The sequence below is a fragment of the Falsiroseomonas sp. genome, from assembly GCF_051859025.1.
In the GTDB taxonomy this organism is placed as follows: domain Bacteria; phylum Pseudomonadota; class Alphaproteobacteria; order Acetobacterales; family Acetobacteraceae; genus Falsiroseomonas.
In genome coordinates, this window is sequence record NZ_JBHYGL010000012.1 from 388374 (window position 1) to 408386 (window position 20013).

A 20013-nucleotide genomic window follows, 5' to 3' on the forward strand; every position below is an offset into this window, starting at 1 on the left:
GGAGTTCGGGTATGGCACGGGAACCGCGGAGCGGCGGCGAAGGTGGCGGCGAGGGTGATCGCCGTCGTGGCCGGGGTCGGGATCGCAACAACGACAACCGGCAGGAACGGCAGGACGGCGACGAGCTGAAGGACAAGCTGGTCACCATCAACCGCGTGGCCAAGGTGGTGAAGGGCGGTCGCCGCTTCAGCTTCGCCGCCCTGGTTGTGGTTGGTGACCAGAAGGGCCGCGTTGGCTGGGGCGCCGGCAAGGCGCGTGAGGTGCCGGAGGCGATCCGCAAGGCGACGGAGCGTGCCAAGCGTGGCATGATCCGCGTGCCGATGCGTGAGGGTCGCACCCTGCATCACGACCAGATCGGCGAGTTCGGCGCGGGTCGAGTGATCCTGCGCGCGGCGCCCGCCGGTACCGGCATCATCGCCGGCGGTCCGATGCGCGCGGTGTTCGAGACGCTGGGCATGGGTGACGTCGTCGCCAAGTGCACCGGCACCACGAACCCGCACAACATGGTCAAGGCGACGTTTGCGGCGCTGGGCAAGTGCACCAGCCCGCGTGCGGTCGCGGCGCGTCGTGGCAAGAAGGTCTCCGACCTGCTTGGCCCGCGCAAGGACGCGGCGGCCGATGGCGTCGCGGCGGAGGGTGCCAATGTCTGATGAGAAGAAGACCGTGAAGGTGGTCCAGATCGGATCGCCGATCGGTCGCAAGCCCGGCCAGCGTGAGACGCTGATCGGCTTGGGGCTGAACAAGATCCGTCGGTCGAGCGAGCTTGAGGATACCCCCGCGGTTCGCGGGATGATCCGCAAGGTCGCCCACCTGGTGAAGGTCGAGGGCTGATCCGATGAAGCTGAACGAGATCCGCGACAACGAGGGCGCCCGCCCGAAGTTCAAGCGCGTCGGCCGCGGCATCGGCTCCGGCAAGGGCAAGACCTCTGGCCGTGGCGTCAAGGGTCAGAAGGCGCGCACCGGCGTGCGGCTGAATGGGTTCGAGGGCGGCCAGCTCCCGATCTATCGCCGCCTGCCGAAGCGTGGCTTCGTGAACGTCTTCCGCAAGCTCTACGCGCCGCTCAACGTCGGTTCGCTCGACAAGGCGATCGCCGATGGCCGCCTGCCGGCCGAAGGCGCGATTGACGAGGCGATGCTGCAGGCGGCGGGCGTTGTCCGCTCCTCCGGCAAGTATGCCGGCGTGCGCCTGCTCGCGACAGGTGAGATCACCCGCGCCGTGACGATCACCGTCTCCGGTGCCTCCGCCGCCGCACTCGCGGCGATCGAGGCCGCCGGCGGCAAGGTGACCGTCCTCGGCGCCGAGGCGGCGGCCGAAGGCTGAGCCTGACATGGCCCGGCGCGCGCCGTCCGGCGTTGCGGCGGGCTTCATGCGGCCCTTGAACCCGAAGGGGCGGGGCCGCACATTGATGGGGGTTGCGCAACGGCGTCCCGGGTCTGCCTCAGGGCAGGCCCCGGTGGCGCCGTTGTCGTGAGGAGGGATCGCGTATGGCGTCCGCCGCCGAACAGCTTGCGGCCAATCTGAACCTCGGCGTGCTCGCCAAGGCGACGGAGCTGAAGAACCGGCTCTGGTTCACGCTGGGCGCGTTGATTGTTTATCGCATTGGCTCCTACGTGCCGGTGCCTGGTGTCGATGCCGGCGTGATGGGGGAACTGCTTGCCCAGATGGGCGGCGGCATCCTCGGCATGTTCGACATGTTCACCGGCGGTTCGCTGGGGCGCATGACGATCTTCGCCCTCAACATCATGCCCTACATCTCGGCCTCCATCATTGTTCAGCTGATGACGGCGGCGATTCCCTCGTGGGAAGCGCTGAAGAAGGAAGGCGAGTCGGGGCGGAAGAAGCTCAACCAGTACACCCGCTACCTCACGCTGGTGATCGCCATCTTCCAGGCCTATGGCATCGCGGTGGGGCTCGAGTCGCTGCGTGGCAGCTTCGGTGCGGCCGTGCATGATCCGGGCTGGTTCTTCCGCGTGGCCTGCGTCATCACGCTGGTCGGCGGCACCATGTTCCTGATGTGGCTGGGTGAGCAGATCACGGCGCGCGGCGTCGGCAACGGCATCAGCTTGATCATCTTCGCCGGCATCGTGGCGAACCTGCCCTCCGCCCTGGCCAGCACGCTGGAACTCGGCCGCACGGGCGCGCTCTCCACCTTCTTCATCATCTTCTTTCTGCTGGTGGCGCTCGGCGTCATCGCCTTCGTGGTGTTCGTCGAGCGTGCGCAGCGGCGCATCCCCGTGCAGTACCCGAAGCGCCAGGTGGGCAACCGCATGTTCGGCGGTGAGAACACGCACCTGCCGCTGAAGCTGAACACGGCCGGCGTGATGCCGCCGATCTTCGCCTCCTCCCTCCTGCTGCTGCCCGCGACCTTCGCGGCCTTCCAGACGGACCGGTCGAGCGACTCCTGGCTGACGGACATCACCAACCTGCTGGCGCATGGCCAGCCGCTCTATATGGCGATGTATCTGGGGCTGATCGTCTTCTTTGCCTTCTTCTACACGGCGGTCGTCTTCAATCCGCAGGAGACGGCAGATAATCTGCGCAAGTATGGCGGCTTCGTGCCGGGCATCCGGCCCGGGCAGCCGACTGCGCAGTATTTCGACCGCGTGTTGACCAGGCTGACGGCGGTGGGCGCGGTCTACCTCTCCATCGTCTGCCTGCTGCCCGAACTTCTCATTGCGAATTACGGCGTCCCCTTCTACTTCGGCGGAACCTCTCTGCTGATCATCGTGTCCGTCACCATGGACACGGTGGCGCAAGTGCAGTCGCACCTCTTCGCGCACCAGTATGAGGGGCTGATCAAGAAGGCCCGGCTGGGTGGCCGAGGCACGCAACCGGGGGGACGTGGACGATGAGGCTTATCCTGCTGGGGCCTCCCGGCGCCGGGAAGGGCACCCAGGCCAAGCGGCTTGAGGACCGGTACGGGATATCCCAGATCTCGACCGGCGACATGCTGCGGGCCGAGGTGAAGGCAGGATCGCCCATCGGGCTTGAGGCCAAGGCGATCATGGAGCGGGGTGACCTGGTCCCCGATGCCATCATCACGGCCATGCTGGCGGCCCGCGTCTCGGCCCCCGGCAGCGCCAAGGGCTTCATCCTGGATGGCTTCCCGCGGACTGTGCCGCAGGCCCAGGCGCTGGACCGCATGCTGGCCGACAAGGCGATGCCGCTGGACCATGTGATCGAGCTGAAGGTGGACGACGCCGCGCTGGTCGAGCGCATCGCCGGCCGCTTCACCTGTGCCAAGTGCGGGGAGGGCTACCACGACAGCTTCAAGCAGCCCGCCAAGGCGGGTGTGTGCGATGCCTGCGGGGGCACCGAATTCAGCCGCCGGGCGGATGACAAGGCGGAGACGGTCGCGGCGCGACTCGATGCCTATCACCGCCAGACTTCGCCGCTGCTCCCGCACTACGCGGCGCAGGGGAAGCTCCGCCAGGTCGATGGCATGGCGGAGATGGACGACGTGACGCGGCAGATTGCCGCGGTGCTGGGGGCGGGGTGAGGGGGTGCGCTTGACTCCCCCGGCGGCGCTGGTGTAACCCCCCGCGCCTGCGGTCCGGGGTTCACCCCGGCCGCTCTTTGCCGTTGCAAACTTGGACCAAGACGGTCGCGCCAGCCCAGGCAGGCGCGCTCCACCGCCCCGGCGGTCCGGTTTGATTGTTCTTCGGGCCCATTGGCCCGGCTGAGTTTTACGGGCCCGCCGGCCCGGTGTGATCGTCCCCCATCGCAGGGTGGGGATTTTGGTTCCAACGGGCCTCGCGCCCGGCGTTTTGAGAAGCGGGCCATCGGCCCGATGAGGAGAGAGGCACCGTGGCGCGCATCGCCGGCGTGAACATCCCAACCAACAAGCGGGTGCTCATCTCGCTTCGCTATATCTTTGGCATTGGCCCTTCCAACGCCAAGGTCATCTGCACGCAGCTGAACATCCCGGAAGACCGCCGGGTGAACCAGCTGACGGATGATGAGATCCTCCGCATCCGCGAGCTGATCGACCGGGAATACCGCGTCGAGGGCGACCTGCGGCGTGAAGAGGCGATGAACAAGAAGCGCCTGATGGACATGGCCTGCTACCGCGGCCTGCGCCATCGCAAGGGGCTTCCGGTCCGCGGCCAGCGCACGCACACCAATGCGCGCACCCGCAAGGGCAAGGCGGTCGCGATCGCCGGCAAGAAGAAGGTGACGAAGTAAGATGGCTCGCGAACCCCGCGCCGGCGCCGGCCAGCGGCCGCGCAAGAAGGAACGGAAGAATATCTCTTCCGGCGTCGCCCACGTTCTGGCGTCCTTCAACAACACCGTCGTGACCATCACCGACGCGCAGGGCAATGCGATTGCCTGGTCGTCCTCGGGTAGCCAGGGTTTCAAGGGCAGCCGCAAGAGCACGCCCTACGCCGCCCAGGTTGCCGCCGAGGACGCCGGCAAGAAGGCCCGCGAGCATGGCATGGAGACCCTGGAGATCCAGGTCTCCGGCCCTGGTTCGGGCCGTGAGTCCGCGCTCCGTGCGCTGCAGGCCGTGGGCTTCTACGTCACCGCGATCCGGGACGTGACGCCCATCCCGCACAATGGCTGCCGTCCCCGGAAGCGCCGCCGCGTCTGAGGACGCAGCAGTTGCCGCGGCGCGCCTGATCGCAGGCGCGCCCCTTCGGGCCGGGCAAGGGAAAAGACCGTGATCGAGAAGAACTGGCGTTCGCTGATCGAGACCAAGAAGGACGTCGAGCTCGGGTCCGATCCGACCCGCTTGGCGACCATCGTGGCGGAGCCGCTGGAGCGCGGCTTCGGCATGACGCTTGGCAACGCGCTGCGCCGCATCCTGCTGTCGTCCCTCCAGGGCGCGGCCGTGACGGCCATCCGCATCGACGGCGCGCTGCATGAATTCAGCAGCCTCCAGGGTGTGCGTGAGGACGTGACGGACATCGTCCTGAACGTGAAGCAGCTGGCGGTGCGCATGCAGGGCGACGGCCCGAAGCGCCTGCAGCTCACCGCGACCGGCCCCGGCGAAGTCACCGCCGGCCAGATCCAGACGACCGGCGACATCGAGATCTCGAACCCGGACCTGGTGATCTGCTCGCTCGATGACGGCGCCCGCCTGTCCATGGAACTGACCGTGGACACCGGCAAGGGCTACGTTCCGGCCAGCGAGAACCGGCCCGAGGATGCGCCGATCGGCCTCATCCCGATCGATGCCATCTATTCCCCGGTGCGTCGCGTGGCCTACCAGGTTCAGCCCACCCGCGTCGGCCAGAAGACCGACTACGACAAGCTGGTCCTGACGGTCGAAACCGATGGCACCGTCTCCCCCGAGGACGCGGTCGGCATCGCCGCCCGCATCCTGCAGGAGCAGCTGCAGCTCTTCATCAACTTCGAGGAGCCGCGCCAGCGCGTGGTGGAGGAGATCCGCGACGATCTCCCCTTCAATCGCAACCTGCTGCGCAAGGTGGACGAGCTCGAACTGTCGGTCCGTTCGGCGAACTGCCTGAAGAACGACAACATCGTCTATATCGGCGACCTGGTGCAGAAGACGGAGCAGGAAATGCTCCGGACTCCGAATTTCGGCCGCAAGTCGTTGAACGAGATCAAGGAGGTCCTCGCCTCCATGGGTCTCGGCCTGGGGCTCACCGTCCCGGGCTGGCCGCCCGAGAACATCGAGGACCTCGCGAAGAAGCTCGAGGAGCCCTTCTAAGGGCGCCCCGGGAAGTAAGGAAACAGGACCATGCGTCACGGCGTTGCCGGCCGTAAGCTCGGCGTTACCACCAGCCACCGCCTCGCCATGCTCCGCAGCATGGCGACGGCGCTGCTGAAGCACGAACAGATCAGCACCACGCTGCCCAAGGCGAAGGAGCTGCGCCCGTATGTCGAGCGCATCATCACGCTCGGCAAGCGCGGCGACCTGCATGCCCGCCGCCAGGCCTATGCCCAGGTGCGGGACGAGAAGGTGGTGGACAAGCTCTTCACCGCCATCGCGGAACGCTACAAGGGCCGCGCCGGTGGTTACACCCGCGTCCTGAAGGCCGGCATGCGCTATGGCGATGCCGCCGACATGGCGATCATCGAGCTGATCGACCGCGACCCCGCCGCGAAGGGCCTCGACAGCGGCCCGGTGGCGGAGAAGATGGAGAGCGAGGCGGACGCGGCGTAAGCCGGGTTTGCATCGTCGGAAGACGGAAAGGGCGCCGCGAGGCGCCCTTTTTCGTGCGCGCTCAGTTGGGCACCAGCCATCCCCGATAGTGCACGACGCGCCCCAGGCCGAGGGGCAGCCGCACCGCTACGTCGAAGCGGAAGCGCCCGGCCTCGTCTTCGCTTTCGACGGCGTCGCCGAGCGGGGCCAGGAACAGCGGGACCGGTATGCCGAGGCATTTCCAGCCCCGCACCATAACGCGCAGCCCGGTGCCTTCGGCGGGCACGGCGACGACGAAGCCGATGGGGCCGAAGCGCTCCTCCAGCCCCGCGGCCACGGGGACCATGCGGCTGCGGAATCGCCGGCCGCCGAAATCGCGCTCCCAGGTCTCGCCTTCGCCATCGGGCGTGATCACGACGCGCACCGGCACTCGCGCGCTCCCGGCTGGGAAGCCAACCACCCAGGCTGCGAAGCGGGCCAGGACGCCCTCCGGCCCCTGCACCGGCGCCTCGCCTTCGAAGCTGCCGCCCTCATGCAGCCGCCGCACGGCGGCGGGCAGAAGCGCGAAGGCATCCTCCCCCAGCACCCGGGCGAGGAGCGGCCTCACTCGTCCCGCGCGACGTGGCGGCGGAGTTCCGGCCCCGGCACCATGCAGGTCTCCGTCTTGCCGAACAGCCGGTAGCGGTTGCGCGCCACGCGGTCATAGACCCAGTTCCGCAGCCCGCGCGGCACATGCCGCAGGTGGCGCGCCCAGCCGTAGCGGGGCAGGCGGGTCAGCACCTGGATGGCGGCGTCTGACTTCATGTAGGCGATGCCGTCGACCACCACCGCATTGCTCTCCGGCATCACCGCATCGATGCCGAGCAGCCCCGCCATGCGCTGGCCCAGCCTGTCCTGCACCGCCGTGAACTTGAAGCGGGCCTCCGGATCGCGCGCCGCGACGAAGCGGAAGGCGGCGGAGCAGATCACGCAGACCCCGTCATACAGCACCGTCCCGTCCGGGATGCCTTGCACGCGCTTCGGCGCCCAGCGATCGCCCATCACGCCTCCTTCCGCGCGTCGCGCAACTCCATCCGCGTCAGCCAGAATCCCGCGGCGATGATGACGGTCGCGCCGGCCAGCATCAGTGGCTCCGGTACCTCATTGAAGAAGATCCAGCCGAACAGGATGCCCCAGAGGATCATCGCATACTGCCACGGCACCACGACCGGCGCGGGTGCCAGGGCGAGCGAGCGCGTCACTGCCAGATGCGCTGCCACCCCCACCACGCCGAGCACCATCAGCAGCGCGACATCCACCCAGACCACCGGCACCCAGGTGAAGGGCGCCATGACCAGGCCGAAGACCAGCGCGCCCAGCATCTGGTAGGTCGCCAGCACCCGGGCGGATGTGCCCCGCAGTGCCCGCGTGGACATCAGGTAGCCGGAATAGACCACTACCCCGAACACCGCGATCGCCATCGGCTTCCAGCCCGCATCCAGCCCCGCGCCCAGCGTCAGCATCACGCCGACGAAGCCCAGCACCACCGCGCCGAAGCGCCAGCGGTCCAGATGCTCGCCGAGGAACAGGGCGGAGGCGACGGCCACGAAGATCGGCGTCGCCATCCAGAAGGCCATCGTGTCCGCCAGCGGCATCATGGAGACCGCCCAGTAGAAGCAGGCGACCTCCACCGTGCCGAAGACCACGCGCATCACCTGCAGCCCTGGCCGCTTCGGCCGCAGCAGCGGCGCCGCGCCTTCCCGCACCAGCAGCGGCGCCAGGATCAGCAGCGCCGCGATGGAGCGCAGCACCAGCACCTGGCTGACCGAGTAGGTCGCCATCAGCCATTTGCCGAGCACGTCGTTCAGCGAGAAGCCGAGCACGGCGGCCGACATCAGCGCGATGCCGGCCAGATTGTCCCGTGCGGCCATTACTCGGCGCGGATATTCGCCTCGCGCACCAGGGTCGCCATCGCCTCGCGCCCCTCGCGGACGAAGCGTGTGAAATCCTCGGGGCTGGTCGCCATCGGCACGCAGCCGATCTGCACCAGGCGCTGCCGGATGGTGGGGTCCGCCACCGCCTCCGTCAGCGCCGCCGACATCTGCCGCACCACGGCGGGCGGCGTCGCGGCGGGGCCGAAGAAGCCCGCCCACTCATTGCTGTCGAAGCCGGCATAGCCGCTTTCATGGATCGTCGGCACATCCGGCCGGCTTTCGACGCGCGTCAGCGTCCCCACCGCCATGAACCGCGCCCGCCCCGCATCCACCACCGGCCCGGCGGAGACGAGCGTCGTGAACACCGCATCGATCGCCCCGCTGGCGAGGTCCTGCGCCGCCGCCGCACCGCCGCGATAGGGCACATGCACCACCTCGATCCCCGCGCGGCGGGCAAACGCCACCAGGCCGAGATGCCCCGCCGTCGCGTTCCCCTGCGTGCCGACCGTGACCGCCCCTGGCCGTGCCTTTGCCGCCGCCACGAACTCCGCCAGGTTCCGCGCCGGGAAGTCGTTCTTCACCGCGACGGCGGAGGGGAAGGACACCACCAGGGAGATGGGCGCGAAGGCCGTCGCGTAGTCGAAGGGCAGCCCCCGCAGCAGGGACGGGTTCACGATGTGGCTCGACGCATCCCAGAGGAAGGTGTGCCCGTCCGAGGACCGCGCGACCTCCCCCCCGCCCAGGCTGCCGCTCGCCCCGGTCCGGTTCTCCACCACGAAGCCCTGGCCGAGCCGTTCGCCCATCCGCGGCGTGATCACCCGCGCTGCGCTGTCCGCCGCGCCACCGGCGGCGAAGGGCACGATCAGCCGGATGGAGCGGCTGGGCCAGGCGGCCTGCGCCCAGGCGGGGTTGAGCAGGGGCGGGGAGGCCAGCGCAAGGCCGGCGGTGCCCAACAGGGCGCGGCGGGGAAGGGTCATGGCGGCGTTCTCCGGGCTTTCGTTGCGCGGGAAATCGGCCCGCATGCGGCCCGGGTCAAGCGTCAGCCGATCTCGATCCGCGTCTCCCGCACCAGCCGCGCCATCGCCTCCCGCTGCGCGGCCACATACCGGGCGAAATCGGCGGGCGAGGACCCCACGGGAAAGGCGCCCAGCGCCTCCAGCCGCTGCTTCACGCCCGCATCGGCCAGCGCATGCAGGGCGGCCGCGTGCAAACGCTCGGTCACGGCGCCCGGCAGCCCGGCCGGCGCATAAAGCCCGTTCCACTCGTTCAGCTCATACCCAGGAAAACCCTGTTCCGCGACGGTCGGGACATCGGGCAGGGAGGAGATGCGGGCCGCCGTGCTGACCGCGATCGCCCGGATCCGCCCATCCCTTGCCAACTGCACGGAGGAGGAGACGGTGCCGAAGACGAAGGCGATCGCGCCGCCCATCAAATCCGCCAGCGCCGGCGTGCCGCCGCGATAGGGCACGTGCTGGATATCCAGCTCCGCCCGCGCCGCGAACAGCGCGGCCGCCAGATGCGCCGCCGTGGCGTTGCCGGAGGAGCCGTAGGAGAGCTGCCCCGGCCGCGCCTTCACATAGGCCACGAATTCCTGGAGATTCCGCACCGGCAGCGACGCATTCACCACCAGCAGCTGCGGCAGCACCACCACCTGGCTGATCGGCGTGAAGGCCGTGGCGTAGTCGAAGGTCAGGCCGCGCAGCAGCGCGGGGTTCACCGTATGCGCCATGGCGTCGATCATGATGGTGTGGCCATCGGGCGCGCTCCGCGCCACTTCCGCCGCGCCGATCGAACCGCCCGCGCCGGCCCGGTTCTCCACCACGATGCTCTGGCCGAGGAACTGCCCCATCGGCTGGGCCAGCAGGCGGGACGTGGTATCGACGCCGCCGCCCGGCGGATAGGGCGCGATCATCCGGATGCCGCGGCTCGGCGCCCATTGCGCGCGCGCCGTTCCGGCCAGCAGCGGCGCGGCCATCATCCCCAGCGCCGCCCGGCGCCCCAGCTGAACCGACATGGCATCCTCCATCGACGTGGCGCGGAGGATACCGTCCCTCAATCGCCCTTCACAGGGGCTGGTCGAGCGTCGGCGCAACGTCCTTCACCGTCACCCGCCGCATGTCCCTTGGATGGCGCGTATCCGCGAAGGGGCGGGCGCGGTGCATGGTGCAGCGGTTGTCCCACATCAACAGGTCAAGGCGCCGCCACTGGTGGCGATAGACGAATTCCCGCTGCGTCGCGTGCTCCGCGAGGTCCCGCACCAGGCACATCGCCTCCGGCACCGGCCATCCCTGCAGCCGCCCGATATGGGCCGACAAATACAGGGACAGCCGCCCCGATCCCGGATGCCGCCGCACCAGCCGCTGCGGCACCGGCGCGAAGTTGTGGCGCTCGGCCTCCGTGAAGGCATCGAAGCCCAGCGTGCCGCGGGAGAAGATCAGGCTGTGATCGGCGACCAGGTCCCGCAGTTCCGCCTGCTGCGCGGCGGGCAGCGCATCCCAGGCCGCGCGCATATCGGCGAATTCCGTGTCGCCACCCTCCGGCGGGATCACGCGGGCATGCAGCGCCGAATACTTGGCCGGTGTCGGCTTGAAGCTGCTGTCGCTGTGCCACAGCCGGTTGCCGAGGTTGAACATCCGCCGCCGGTCATCCGCTGCCAGCAGCCGCCCCTGTTCATCCAAATTGGAGATATCGTTCATCCGGGCGTGCTTCAGGCGCTGCTTGTGCAGGTCGATGGTGCCGGTGTTCTGCTCCATCTCGCCGAAGGCCTCGATGAAGCGGATCTGCTGGTCGTCATCGATGTCCTGGCCGCGGAAGACCAGCACGGCGTGCTCGTCCATCGCCGCCTCGATCGCCCGCGCGTCGTCGGGCGAGAGGGGCTGGCGCAGATCGATCCCCTCGACCTCCGCCGCGAACAGGGGATGCAGCCGCGTCACGCGCAGTGCCGACAGGGTCGCGCCCATGCCACCGTCTCCTCCGCCAGGGGTCGTGAAGCCGCCCCGTGATGGGATGATCGACCGCGCCGCCGCGCGCGTCCAGCCACGCAGCCGTGTCGCCCGGCCGGTGGCCGCTCGGCCCCGCCGGCGCTAGGCTCCGCGCATGGCCGCCCGCCCCCCCGACCTCTTCGGCTCTCCCGACCCTGACGCCGACACGGCGCGCCCCGGCGCGCCCCCCGGCCCGCGCCCGCTCGCCGACCGGCTGCGCCCGAAGGAACTCGGCGAGGTGGCGGGCCAGGATCACCTCGTCGGGGCGGAGGGCACGCTCTCCGGCATGCTCGCCCGCGGCAGCTTCTCCTCCGTCATCCTCTGGGGGCCGCCCGGGGTGGGGAAGACCACCATTGCGCGGCTGATCGCCCAGCGCGCCGGCCTGTCCTTCGTCGCCCTCTCCGCGGTGTTTTCGGGCGTCGCCGACCTCAAGCGCGCCTTCGACGAAGCCCGCGCCCGCCGCTCCAACGGCCGCGGCACCTTGCTGTTCGTGGATGAGATCCACCGCTTCAACCGCGCCCAGCAGGACGGCTTCCTGCCCGTCGTGGAGGACGGCACCGTCACCCTGGTCGGCGCCACCACGGAAAACCCCTCCTTCGCCCTCAACGGCGCGCTGCTCTCGCGCTGCCAGGTCCTCGTCCTCAAGCGCCTGGACGACGCCGCGCTCCTGCTCCTGATGGACCGCGCGGAGGCGGAGGAGGATCGGCCGCTCCCGCTCACGCCCGAGGCCCGCGCATCCCTTGCCGGCATGGCCGATGGCGATGGCCGCTACCTCCTCAACATGGTGGAACAGTTGCTGGCGCTGCCACCCGGAGGAGAGCCGCTCGACCCCGCCGCGCTCGCCGCCCTGCTGGCCAAGCGTGCCGCGCTCTATGACAAGGATCGAGAGGAGCACTACAACCTCATCTCCGCGCTCCACAAATCCCTGCGCGGTTCCGACCCCGACGCCGCCCTCTACTGGTTCGCCCGCATGCTGACCGGCGGCGAGGACCCCCGCTACATCGCCCGCCGCCTGCTGCGCTTCGCCAGCGAGGATGTCGGCATGGCCGATCCGCGCGCGATCCAGATCGCGTTGGCGGGGTGGGAAGCCTATGAACGGCTCGGCAGCCCGGAGGGCGAACTCAACCTCGCGCAGGTCGTGGTCCACCTGGCGACGGCGCCGAAATCCAACGCGCTCTACACCGGCTTCAAGGATGCGATGCGCGCGGCGAAGGAGACGGGAAGCCTGATGCCGCCGCCCAACATCCTCAACGCGCCGACGAAGCTGATGAAGGAACTCGGCTACGGCGACGGCTACGAATACGACCATGACGCGGAGGATGGCTTCTCCGGTGCCGATTACTGGCCACCCGGGATGAAGCCCGCGCGCTTCTACCAGCCGACGGAACGCGGCGCGGAAGCGGCCGTCGCCGCGCGGATGGCCGAATGGCAGCGCCTGCGCGCGCGGAAGCGCCGCGGATGAGGCTGCTGGACGTGCTGCTCGTCGCCATCGGCGGCGCCACGGGCTCCGTGCTGCGCTACTGGCTCTCGACCTTGGCCATGACCCATCTCGGCACGGCGTTTCCCTGGGGCACGCTGGGCGTGAACATTGCCGGCAGCGCCGCCATCGGCATCGCGGCGGGGCTGGGTCTGCAGGGGGAGGCGAGGCTGCTGCTCGTCACCGGGCTGCTCGGCGGCTTCACCACCTTTTCCGCCTTCAGCCTGGAAACCGGTGCGCTGTTCGAACGCGCCTGGTGGCTGGGCGCGCTCTACGTACTGGCATCGGTCGGCCTCGGGCTCGCTGCGTTTGCGGTCTGTTACGCAGCGCTGAAGAAGTAATGGATCAACTGCAAGTAGAAGCCGGCACCCCGGTTCTTTGAACCGCCGTCCGGGCACAAGCGGCATTGTCCTGCACACGGGTCGGTGAGTAGAACCATCCCACCCCTGGGGGTCCCAATTTGTTGGAAGGGACCAGCATTATGGCCGACTTCTCCACCGTGTTTTTCGACGACTTCAATGGCGGTTCCGTGGACCGCGGCAATTGGCGCACCCTTTATTCCGGTGACTATGGCAACGGCGCCTTTTCCTGGACTCCGGACCAGGTGAGCGTGCACAACGGCGTCCTTGACGTCTCCATCGAACGCCAGGGCGGCGGCTGGGTTGCCGGCGGCCTGTCCACCATCCCCGACGGCCAGACCTATGGCTCCTACGAATTCCGAGCGCGGATCGAGGAAGGCCAGGGCACGGCCGGCGTCATCCTCCTCTGGCCCAGCAACAACACCTGGACGGATGAGGTCGATATCGTCGAAAGCCATCGCGGCGATCGCGAAGGCTTCGCCTTCACCAACCACGGCACCCCGTGGGAGACGCAGTACATCGGCACCGATGTCGCGGAATGGCACACCTATCGCCTGGACTGGACACCGGGTGAGCTCACGCTCTTCGTCGATGGCCAGCAGGCCGGCCGCATGACGAATGACGTCCCGGACCAGCCCATGTCCTTCGGCATCCAGGGCCATGTCCTGGCCGACAGCGAATGGTGGTACGGCGGTGGCCCGGATGGCTCGACACCCAGCGAGGTGAATATCGAGGTCGATTGGGTCCGCGTCTCGGAATACACCCCCGGCCGAGGCGATGGCGCCAGCGCGCCGGCGGCGGCGCCCGCACCGGCACCAGTGGCAGCACCGGTCGTGGCAGCACCGGTCGTGGCGCCTGTCGCCGCCCCCGTGGTGGACTTCGTCGCCGCTCCCGTGGAGGCCGTCGCCGCCCCCGCGGCTGACCTCGACGACCCCTGGTCCGCCTTCTGGGTCGACGGCGCGGTCGATTGGGCCGCCGCCGCCGCGCATGTGACCGCCAACCACGCAGCCACCGGCCAATGGTGGATCTGACCCGCGGTACGCAATGCCCTCTCCCCCCGACGGGGGGAGAGGGTTGGGTGAGGGGCGGCTCGCCCCCCACCAGCCCTGCCCAGGCCGCTGGCGCGGACCTCCATGTCGGCCGCCGGCTGCGGGAGGCGCGGGTCCAGCGCGGCCTGTCGCTCGCCGAACTCGCAGCCGGGCTCGGTGTCTCCACCCCCCAGGCGCGGAAATACGAGGCCGGGCGCAACGCTATCCCCGCCACGCGCCTGCCCGCGCTGGCCGCCACGCTGGGCGTCGATCTCGGCTTCTTCTTCGAAGGCCTGCACACGGAACAGCGCGCGGGCCCCTATCGCCCGATGCTGCCGACCCGCCCGCGGATGCTGCTGGACCTGGTCCGTGCCTCCGACGCGCTGCCGGAAGCGGGCCTCGCCGCGCTGCTGGCCGCCGCGCGGGCCTTTGCAGGACCAGGCGGCGCGGCGGAATAGCCGCCACGCGTGCGGCGCGCTGGCTTCGTGCTACACCCCGCCATCATGACCGTTCAGCTCAAGACCGTCTCGACCGACGAGAACGACACCCGCCTCGACCGCTGGCTGAAGCGCCACGTCCCGACGCTGACCCAGGGCGCGCTGCAGAAGATGCTGCGCACCGGCCAGATCCGGGTGGAGGGCAAGCGCGCGGAAGCCAACACCCGCCTCCTCGCCGGCCAGGAAGTCCGCATCCCGCCCATCGCGGAAAACCCGCTGGCCAAGCTGCCCCGCGCGCCGAAGCCGGTGGATGAACGGGACGCCAAGGCGCTGGAGCGCATGGTCATCTACAAGGACCATGAGGTCCTGGTGATCGACAAGCCGCATGGCCTGCCCGTCCAGGGCGGCCCCAACATTACCAAGCACCTCGACGGCATGCTCGATGCCCTGAAGTTCGAGGCCGAGGACCGCCCCCGCCTGGTCCATCGGCTGGACCGCGACACATCGGGCGTGATGGTCCTGGCCCGCACCGTGGGCAGCGCCGCGAAGCTGGCCGCCGCCTTCCGCGGCCGCGACGTGGAGAAGACCTACTGGGCCATCGTCATCGGCGAACCCACGCCCCCCGCCGGGCTGATCGAGATGGCGCTGACCCGCACCGGCGGCCCGCGCGGCGAACGCACCGTCCCGGCGGAACCCGGGGACCGCAACGCCGCCCGCGCCAGCACCGATTTCCGCATCCTGGACGCGGTGCGCCGCCGCGCCGCCTGGCTGGAGATGAAGCCCCATACCGGCCGCACTCACCAGCTTCGCGTCCACGCCGCGGAGGCCCTGGGCTGCCCCATCCTGGGCGATGGCAAGTATGGAGGCACCGCCGCGCATCTGGACGGGCTGCCCAACCAACTCCACCTCCACGCCCGCGCGCTGCGCCTGCCCCATCCCGCGGGCGGGATGCTGGAGGTGGCGGCGCCGCTTCCGCCCCATATGAAGGAAAGCTTCGGCTTCCTGGGGTTCGAGGTGCCGCGCACGCCGAAGGCACGGCGCACCGCCTGAACGATTTCCCACTGGGGCGTTGAAGCCGGCAAACCGGGAGCTTTCTTCAGTGTCCGACACGCCATCTCCAACGATCCCCCAAAAGCGCCGTTGGCCCTGGGTGGCGCTCGCCGTCGTCGTCGCGCTGCCCGTCGCCGCCGCCGGCGCCGCCTATGTGCTGTTGGACGCGGAGACGCTTCGCCCCCGCCTGGTCGCCGCCGTCGAACAGGCGACCGGACGGCAGTTCGAGGTCGGCGCGATGCGCCTCGCCCTCTCGCTCCGCCCGACCGTCGAACTGCGCGACATCACGCTGGCGAATGGCGAGGGCTTCAGCCGCCCCGCCATGCTGACGGCGAAGCGGATGGAGGTGCAGGCCGCGCTCCTCCCCCTGCTGTCCCGCCGGGTCGAGATCGCCCGCCTGGTGGTGGAGGAGCCGGACCTCCTCCTCGAAACCCGGGCCGATGGCCGCGCCAACTGGGAGTTCGAACGCGCCGCGACCCCCACCCCCGGCGCACCCGCCAGCCCCGCCACGCCCCGCCAGCCCCTGCAACTCGCCGTCGATTCGCTCCGGGTGGAACGCGGCACCATCACCTGGCGGGATGCCCGCCCTTCCGGCCGGACGGAGACCATCGGCATCCCGGCCATCGAGGCCGCCGCCCCCCTGGCCGGGCCGCTCCGCGCCAATGGCCAGCTGGCGGTTCGCGGCCAGGCCGTGACCCTCGTCTTCCAGGGCGGCGCCCTTGCCGCCTTCGGCGCGGCGGAGCCCTGGCCGATCGATGCGACCGTCGGCGCGGCGGGCGCGGAGGCCCGCCTGCGCGGCACCATCGCCGCCGGCCAGGCCTGGACGGCCCAGGTGGAAGCCCGCAGCGCGGACCTCACGCGCCTCGCCCCCCTGATGCCGGATGTGCCCCTGCCGCCGCTGCGCGACGTGGCGGCCGCCGGCGCCGCGACCGGCACGGGCGGCACGCTCGCCAGCCTCACCGGCCTCAGCCTGCGCATCGGCGATTCCGACCTTTCCACCCTGCGACCCGGCCTTCGCCTGGCCAGCGCGACTCTGGCGGCGGACCGTCCCGACGCCCCGATAGCGATCCAGGCGGAAGCGCGCCTGGCCGAGCGGCCGCTGCGCCTGTCGGGCCGCCTCGGCACCCCCGCCCAGATCACCGGCCAGGCGCCGGGCCCGCTGCCCGTCGATCTGCGCGTCGAAACCACCGGCGCCTTCGCCACCGTCGCGGGCCGCATCGCCGATCCGCGCGCGCTGGCGGGCGTGGACCTCGCCTTGGGGGCGGAGGTCGCGGACCTCGCCAGCCTGTCGCCCTTGGCCGGCACGGCGCTGCCGCCGATCCGGGAGCTGAAGGTCGCGACACAACTGGCCGAACGCACCGCGGGATTCGCGGGCGGGGCGCATCTGCGCGCGCTGCGCCTCTCCTCCTCCGCTGGCGAGGCTTCGGGCGAACTGGCGCTGGTGGTGGGGGAGCGCCCGGGGATCACCGGCCGCCTGTCCTCCCCGCGCCTCGACCTCGACGCGCTCCGCGCCGTCGCGGCGCCCGCCAGCGGTGCGAGCGCCGCCCCCGGCGCCGCACCCGCGCCCGCCGCGGCGCCGGGCCGCGTCATCCCCGATATCGCGCTGCCCATGGCGGCGCTGCGCGTGATGGATGCCGATCTGCGGGTCGAGGTCGCGGCGCTGACGCTGAACGGCCAGGCCTGGCGCCAGGTGGTGCTGCCGCTGAAGATCGATGCCGGGCGCGGCGGCATCGCCGGGGCCAGCGCGGAAACACCCGCCGGCCCGATTCGCCTCGACCTCTCCGCCGATGCGCGCGCCGCCACGCCGACGCTCCGCCTTGCCGCCCGTTCGCCGGGCCTCGACCTCGTGGCGCTCCAGGCCATGGCCGGCCAGCCCAACCGCCTGTCCGGCCGGGCGGAGCTGGACGTCGACCTGCGTGGCCAGGGCAACGGGCTGCGCCAGGTCGCCGCCACGCTCACCGGCCATCTCGGCATGGCCATGCTGGGTGGCCATGCGGAGCCCGCGCTGGTCCAGCCCATCCAGGCCGCGCTGCGCGAAAGGGTGCCGGTTCTGCCGCCGCTGCCCAACCGCCTGCCCATTGAATGCATCGCCATCCGCGCCGATGCCGAAGGCGGTGTCGCGCGGCTTTCCACCCTGCTGCTGGACAGCCCCGCCGCCAAGGTCGCGGGCACCGGCACCATAAACCTGGCCGACGAAGCCCTCGCGCTGCGCATGCTGCACGATGTCCGCGCCGCCGGGGCGGAGGTGCGGGTTTCCGCCGAGCTCGGCGGCACGCTGGCCAACCCCGCCTATCGCGGCGTGCGGGCGGAGAATGTGGCGGCGGTGCTGGGCAACCTCGCCGGGCAGGTGGGCGGCGACCTCGGCGCCGTGCTCGGCGCGCTCGCCCCGCGCGGCAACAACGCCGCCCGCCCGGCGCCCCTGCCGGATTGCGGCCCGGCCCTGACCGCCGCGCGCGGGGGCCGCGAAGGCGCCGTCCCCGCCCCGCGCCCCGCCCCGGAAGCCGCCCCACAGGCAGCCCCCCAGGCCGCACCCGAACGCCGCCCCGGCATCCCCCAGCCCGCCGACCTGCTGCGCGGGTTGTTCGGCCGCTGACGAAAACTCCCTCCCCCGCGCTTGCGGGGGAGGGTGGGGGTGGGGGATATCGGAGCCAAGCTGAAACGGGAGACGAACGCGATGGACCTCGGCCGAGTCCTCGGTGCCCTGCTCGGCGGTGCCGCCGCGCCGCCCCGGCGTCGCCGCCGCGCCGCGCCTTCCATCCTGGGTGGCCGCGGCACCTCCAACCAGCTGGGCCGCATCCTCGGCGCCGCGGCCGCGACGGCGATCGAATCGATGATGCGCAACAGCCAGCGCGCCCCCGAACCCGCCCCCCGGGAGGCCGCCCGCCCCGCGCCCCGCCCGGTGCGGGACGTGCAGTCCGGCCCCTGGTCGCAGCAAGCCGAGCCGCGCCGCATGCCCACCACCGGCGCCTCCCCCTGGAACCGCCCGGCCGAGGCCGCGGCGCCGGAGCCCGAGCCGCTGGGCGCCGAGGATGCCGAATCCCTCCTCCTCATCCGCGCCATGATCGCCGCCGCCAAGGCCGATGGCGCCGTGGATGCGACGGAGCGCCGCGCCATCGCCGAACAGCTGGACGCCGCCGGGCTGGAGGCCGATGAACGCGACTTCGTCCTGGCCGATTTCGACAAGCCCCTGGCGCCGGAAGCCCTGGCAAAGCAGGCGACGGACCCGATGCTGCGCGCCCGCCTCTACGCCGCCGCCGTCGCCGCGATGGGGGAGATCACGCCGCCGGAGCGCGATTGGCTCGACCGCCTGGCCAAGGCCATGAAGCTGGACCGCGCCGCCGCCGCGGCCATCGAGGAAAGGTTGCAGGGATGAACGCCCCCCACGGATCGACGGACGGTCTGACGAAGGAACAGGCCGCGCTGCGCGACCGCGCCCGTGAAGTGGCGCGCGAAGCCGCCGCCCAGGCCGCCGAGACCGACCGTTCCGGCCAATACCCCTGGCCCATGGTCCGCCGCATGACCGAGGCCGGCTTCATGGGTCTGACCATCCCGCGCGAATGGGGCGGGCCGGGCGGGTCCGTGATGGATGCGGTGCTGGTGGTGGAGGAATTCTCCAAGGCCTGCGCCGTCTCCGGCCGCATCGCGGTGGAGGCCAATATGGGCGCGGTCGGCGCCATCATGGCCTATGGGACGGAGGCGCAGAAGAAGCTCGCGGCCGGCATCGTCCTGGCCGGCGACAAGCCCGCCATCTGCATCACGGAACCCGAGGCCGGCTCCGCCGCGACGGAAATGGCCACCACCGCCGTGAAGCGCGGCGACCGCTGGATCATCAACGGGTCCAAGACCTGGATCACCGGCGGCGGCGTCTCCCGCCTCCACCTCATCTTCGCGCGGGTCGTCGAGGATGGGGAGTTCAAGGGAATCGGCGGCTTCATCGTCGTCCGCAACGGGGAAGGGGACCCCGCCGGCCTGGTGGTGAAGCGCCGCATCCCGTCGCTGGGCCTCTGCGGGATGCCGGAGGCGGAACTGGAATTCCACGACCTGCCCGTGGCGGATGACATGGTGCTGCGCGCGCCTGGCGGCTGGCAGCGCGGCTTCGGCCGGCTGATCGATGCCTATAACGGCCAGCGCGTCGGCGCCGCGACCGTGGCGCTCGGCCTGGCCGCCGGCGCGCATGACCACGCTTTGGCCCGGGCCGGGGACCGCCGGCAATTCGGCCGACCCATCGCGGAATTCCAGGGACTCGGCTGGTTGCTGGCCGACATGTCGATCGAGCTGGAGGCCGCTCGCGCCCTTATCCACCGCGCCGCCCGCAGCGCCGGCCCGGCCGGCTTCCCGGACCGGCTCGCCGCCGCCCAGGCCAAGGTTTTTGCGAGCGAGATGGCCATCCGCGTCACCAACTCGGCGCTGCAGGTCTGGGGCGCTGCCGGGTATTCGAAGGACAACCCGATGGAGCGCTACCTGCGGGATGCGCGCATGTTCGCCATTGCCGGCGGCACGGCGCAGGTGCTGCGGAACCAGGTGGCGGAGCAGATCCTGGGGCGGAAGCTGCCGCAGACGCGGGATGGCTGGCTGAAGCTGATTGCGCAGGAACAATCGGCGGGGAAGCTGGCGGCGGATTGAGGGTGGCCCGGGGGGAGCCGCCCCCCTGCACCAGT

The 20013-nt window shown here is 70.8% G+C and carries 23 protein-coding genes; 17 read left to right on the forward strand and 6 right to left on the reverse strand.

Going from position 1 to position 20013, the window contains the following annotated elements; genetic code table 11:
- The first annotated feature begins 11 nt into the window (after positions 1 to 11).
- The 9 genes from rpsE to rplQ all read left to right on the forward strand — a co-directional run bounded on the left by rpsE (position 12) and on the right by rplQ (position 6131).
- Positions 12 to 650, forward strand: a complete 639-nt coding sequence (gene rpsE / locus ACTIE5_RS14105; protein ID WP_439550326.1) for a 30S ribosomal protein S5 — start codon at positions 12 to 14, stop codon at positions 648 to 650.
- Positions 643 to 831 (forward strand): 50S ribosomal protein L30, encoded by a 189-nt coding sequence (rpmD, locus tag ACTIE5_RS14110; RefSeq protein ID WP_439550327.1) that lies wholly within the window; start codon positions 643 to 645, stop codon positions 829 to 831. The genes rpsE and rpmD overlap by 8 nt, the downstream gene beginning before the upstream one ends.
- Positions 832 to 835: 4 nt before the next feature.
- The gene (gene rplO / locus ACTIE5_RS14115) at positions 836 to 1321 is read left to right on the forward strand and encodes a 50S ribosomal protein L15 (protein WP_439550328.1); all 486 of its coding nucleotides are present in this window, start codon (positions 836 to 838) and stop codon (positions 1319 to 1321) included.
- 164 nt (positions 1322 to 1485) lie between these two features.
- Positions 1486 to 2853: a preprotein translocase subunit SecY gene (gene secY, locus ACTIE5_RS14120; protein ID WP_439550329.1), complete on the forward strand. Its 1368-nt coding sequence runs from the start codon at positions 1486 to 1488 to the stop codon at positions 2851 to 2853.
- Complete coding sequence (locus ACTIE5_RS14125; protein WP_439550330.1) at positions 2850 to 3500, forward strand: adenylate kinase; 651 nt, start codon at positions 2850 to 2852, stop codon at positions 3498 to 3500. Before secY ends, ACTIE5_RS14125 begins: the two co-directional genes overlap by 4 nt.
- A gap of 308 nt (positions 3501 to 3808) precedes the next feature.
- The gene (gene rpsM / locus ACTIE5_RS14130) at positions 3809 to 4186 is read left to right on the forward strand and encodes a 30S ribosomal protein S13 (RefSeq protein ID WP_092961060.1); all 378 of its coding nucleotides are present in this window, start codon (positions 3809 to 3811) and stop codon (positions 4184 to 4186) included.
- 1 nt (position 4187) lies between these two features.
- Positions 4188 to 4592, forward strand: a complete 405-nt coding sequence (rpsK, locus tag ACTIE5_RS14135) for a 30S ribosomal protein S11 (protein ID WP_092961059.1) — start codon at positions 4188 to 4190, stop codon at positions 4590 to 4592.
- Between the two features lie 69 nt (positions 4593 to 4661).
- Positions 4662 to 5675 carry a DNA-directed RNA polymerase subunit alpha gene (locus ACTIE5_RS14140; RefSeq protein ID WP_439550331.1) on the forward strand — a complete coding sequence of 338 codons (1014 nt, stop codon included), beginning with the start codon at positions 4662 to 4664 and terminating at the stop codon, positions 5673 to 5675.
- Between the two features lie 30 nt (positions 5676 to 5705).
- On the forward strand, positions 5706 to 6131 hold the full coding sequence (gene rplQ, locus ACTIE5_RS14145; protein WP_439550332.1) for a 50S ribosomal protein L17: 426 nt from the start codon (positions 5706 to 5708) through the stop codon (positions 6129 to 6131).
- A 61-nt stretch (positions 6132 to 6192) separates the two neighbouring features.
- Here rplQ and ACTIE5_RS14150 read toward each other — a convergent pair whose 3' ends face one another.
- The 6 genes from ACTIE5_RS14150 to ACTIE5_RS14175 all read right to left on the reverse strand — a co-directional run bounded on the left by ACTIE5_RS14150 (position 6193) and on the right by ACTIE5_RS14175 (position 10983).
- Positions 6193 to 6717 carry a DUF4166 domain-containing protein gene (locus tag ACTIE5_RS14150; protein WP_439550333.1) on the reverse strand — a complete coding sequence of 175 codons (525 nt, stop codon included), beginning with the start codon at positions 6715 to 6717 and terminating at the stop codon, positions 6193 to 6195.
- On the reverse strand, positions 6714 to 7151 hold the full coding sequence (locus tag ACTIE5_RS14155; protein ID WP_439550334.1) for a thiol-disulfide oxidoreductase DCC family protein: 438 nt from the start codon (positions 7149 to 7151) through the stop codon (positions 6714 to 6716). Before ACTIE5_RS14155 ends, ACTIE5_RS14150 begins: the two co-directional genes overlap by 4 nt.
- Entirely contained in the window at positions 7151 to 8020 is an 870-nt protein-coding gene (locus ACTIE5_RS14160) for a DMT family transporter (RefSeq protein ID WP_439550335.1), read from the reverse strand. Before ACTIE5_RS14160 ends, ACTIE5_RS14155 begins: the two co-directional genes overlap by 1 nt.
- Entirely contained in the window at positions 8020 to 9000 is a 981-nt protein-coding gene (locus tag ACTIE5_RS14165; RefSeq protein WP_439550336.1) for a Bug family tripartite tricarboxylate transporter substrate binding protein, read from the reverse strand. Before ACTIE5_RS14165 ends, ACTIE5_RS14160 begins: the two co-directional genes overlap by 1 nt.
- Positions 9001 to 9062: 62 nt before the next feature.
- Positions 9063 to 10079, reverse strand: a complete 1017-nt coding sequence (locus tag ACTIE5_RS14170) for a Bug family tripartite tricarboxylate transporter substrate binding protein (RefSeq protein ID WP_439550337.1) — start codon at positions 10077 to 10079, stop codon at positions 9063 to 9065.
- 7 nt (positions 10080 to 10086) lie between these two features.
- Positions 10087 to 10983 (reverse strand): TauD/TfdA dioxygenase family protein, encoded by an 897-nt coding sequence (locus ACTIE5_RS14175; protein ID WP_439550338.1) that lies wholly within the window; start codon positions 10981 to 10983, stop codon positions 10087 to 10089.
- 136 nt (positions 10984 to 11119) lie between these two features.
- Here ACTIE5_RS14175 and ACTIE5_RS14180 point away from each other — a divergent pair, with 136 nt between their 5' ends.
- From ACTIE5_RS14180 to acdA, 8 genes are all read left to right on the forward strand, one after another.
- The gene (locus tag ACTIE5_RS14180) at positions 11120 to 12466 is read left to right on the forward strand and encodes a replication-associated recombination protein A (protein ID WP_439550339.1); all 1347 of its coding nucleotides are present in this window, start codon (positions 11120 to 11122) and stop codon (positions 12464 to 12466) included.
- Positions 12463 to 12822 carry a fluoride efflux transporter FluC gene (locus ACTIE5_RS14185; RefSeq protein WP_439550340.1) on the forward strand — a complete coding sequence of 120 codons (360 nt, stop codon included), beginning with the start codon at positions 12463 to 12465 and terminating at the stop codon, positions 12820 to 12822. The genes ACTIE5_RS14180 and ACTIE5_RS14185 overlap by 4 nt, the downstream gene beginning before the upstream one ends.
- Positions 12823 to 12962: 140 nt before the next feature.
- Positions 12963 to 13871 (forward strand): glycoside hydrolase family 16 protein, encoded by a 909-nt coding sequence (locus ACTIE5_RS14190; RefSeq protein ID WP_439550341.1) that lies wholly within the window; start codon positions 12963 to 12965, stop codon positions 13869 to 13871.
- Between the two features lie 47 nt (positions 13872 to 13918).
- Positions 13919 to 14326: a helix-turn-helix domain-containing protein gene (locus ACTIE5_RS14195; RefSeq protein ID WP_439550342.1), complete on the forward strand. Its 408-nt coding sequence runs from the start codon at positions 13919 to 13921 to the stop codon at positions 14324 to 14326.
- Positions 14327 to 14371: 45 nt separating this feature from the next.
- Positions 14372 to 15355, forward strand: coding sequence for an RluA family pseudouridine synthase (locus ACTIE5_RS14200; RefSeq protein WP_439550395.1), 984 nt, complete (start codon positions 14372 to 14374; stop codon positions 15353 to 15355).
- Positions 15356 to 15455: 100 nt separating this feature from the next.
- Positions 15456 to 17948 (forward strand): AsmA family protein, encoded by a 2493-nt coding sequence (locus ACTIE5_RS14205; protein WP_439550343.1) that lies wholly within the window; start codon positions 15456 to 15458, stop codon positions 17946 to 17948.
- 81 nt (positions 17949 to 18029) lie between these two features.
- The gene (locus ACTIE5_RS14210; protein ID WP_439550344.1) at positions 18030 to 18728 is read left to right on the forward strand and encodes a DUF533 domain-containing protein; all 699 of its coding nucleotides are present in this window, start codon (positions 18030 to 18032) and stop codon (positions 18726 to 18728) included.
- Positions 18725 to 19978, forward strand: coding sequence for a 3-sulfinopropanoyl-CoA desulfinase (gene acdA / locus ACTIE5_RS14215; RefSeq protein WP_439550345.1), 1254 nt, complete (start codon positions 18725 to 18727; stop codon positions 19976 to 19978). The genes ACTIE5_RS14210 and acdA overlap by 4 nt, the downstream gene beginning before the upstream one ends.
- Positions 19979 to 20013: the final 35 nt, after the last annotated feature.

Bases quoted from the DNA above. Each gene is read 5' to 3' on its own strand.
- rpmD (WP_439550327.1), top strand. From the start codon at position 643: ATGTCTGATGAGAAGAAGACCGTGAAGGTGGTCCAGATCGGATCGCCG.
- secY (WP_439550329.1), top strand. From the start codon at position 1,486: ATGGCGTCCGCCGCCGAACAGCTTGCGGCCAATCTGAACCTCGGCGTG.
- rplO (WP_439550328.1), top strand. From the start codon at position 836: ATGAAGCTGAACGAGATCCGCGACAACGAGGGCGCCCGCCCGAAGTTC.
- ACTIE5_RS14160 (WP_439550335.1), bottom strand. From the start codon at position 8,020: ATGGCCGCACGGGACAATCTGGCCGGCATCGCGCTGATGTCGGCCGCC.
- ACTIE5_RS14180 (WP_439550339.1), top strand. From the start codon at position 11,120: ATGGCCGCCCGCCCCCCCGACCTCTTCGGCTCTCCCGACCCTGACGCC.
- ACTIE5_RS14210 (WP_439550344.1), top strand. From the start codon at position 18,030: ATGGACCTCGGCCGAGTCCTCGGTGCCCTGCTCGGCGGTGCCGCCGCG.
- ACTIE5_RS14190 (WP_439550341.1), top strand. From the start codon at position 12,963: ATGGCCGACTTCTCCACCGTGTTTTTCGACGACTTCAATGGCGGTTCC.
- ACTIE5_RS14125 (WP_439550330.1), top strand. From the start codon at position 2,850: ATGAGGCTTATCCTGCTGGGGCCTCCCGGCGCCGGGAAGGGCACCCAG.
- rpsK (WP_092961059.1), top strand. From the start codon at position 4,188: ATGGCTCGCGAACCCCGCGCCGGCGCCGGCCAGCGGCCGCGCAAGAAG.
- acdA (WP_439550345.1), top strand. From the start codon at position 18,725: ATGAACGCCCCCCACGGATCGACGGACGGTCTGACGAAGGAACAGGCC.
- rpsE (WP_439550326.1), top strand. From the start codon at position 12: ATGGCACGGGAACCGCGGAGCGGCGGCGAAGGTGGCGGCGAGGGTGAT.
- ACTIE5_RS14185 (WP_439550340.1), top strand. From the start codon at position 12,463: ATGAGGCTGCTGGACGTGCTGCTCGTCGCCATCGGCGGCGCCACGGGC.
- ACTIE5_RS14155 (WP_439550334.1), bottom strand. From the start codon at position 7,151: ATGGGCGATCGCTGGGCGCCGAAGCGCGTGCAAGGCATCCCGGACGGG.
- ACTIE5_RS14165 (WP_439550336.1), bottom strand. From the start codon at position 9,000: ATGACCCTTCCCCGCCGCGCCCTGTTGGGCACCGCCGGCCTTGCGCTG.
- rplQ (WP_439550332.1), top strand. From the start codon at position 5,706: ATGCGTCACGGCGTTGCCGGCCGTAAGCTCGGCGTTACCACCAGCCAC.
- ACTIE5_RS14200 (WP_439550395.1), top strand. From the start codon at position 14,372: ATGACCGTTCAGCTCAAGACCGTCTCGACCGACGAGAACGACACCCGC.
- ACTIE5_RS14175 (WP_439550338.1), bottom strand. From the start codon at position 10,983: ATGGGCGCGACCCTGTCGGCACTGCGCGTGACGCGGCTGCATCCCCTG.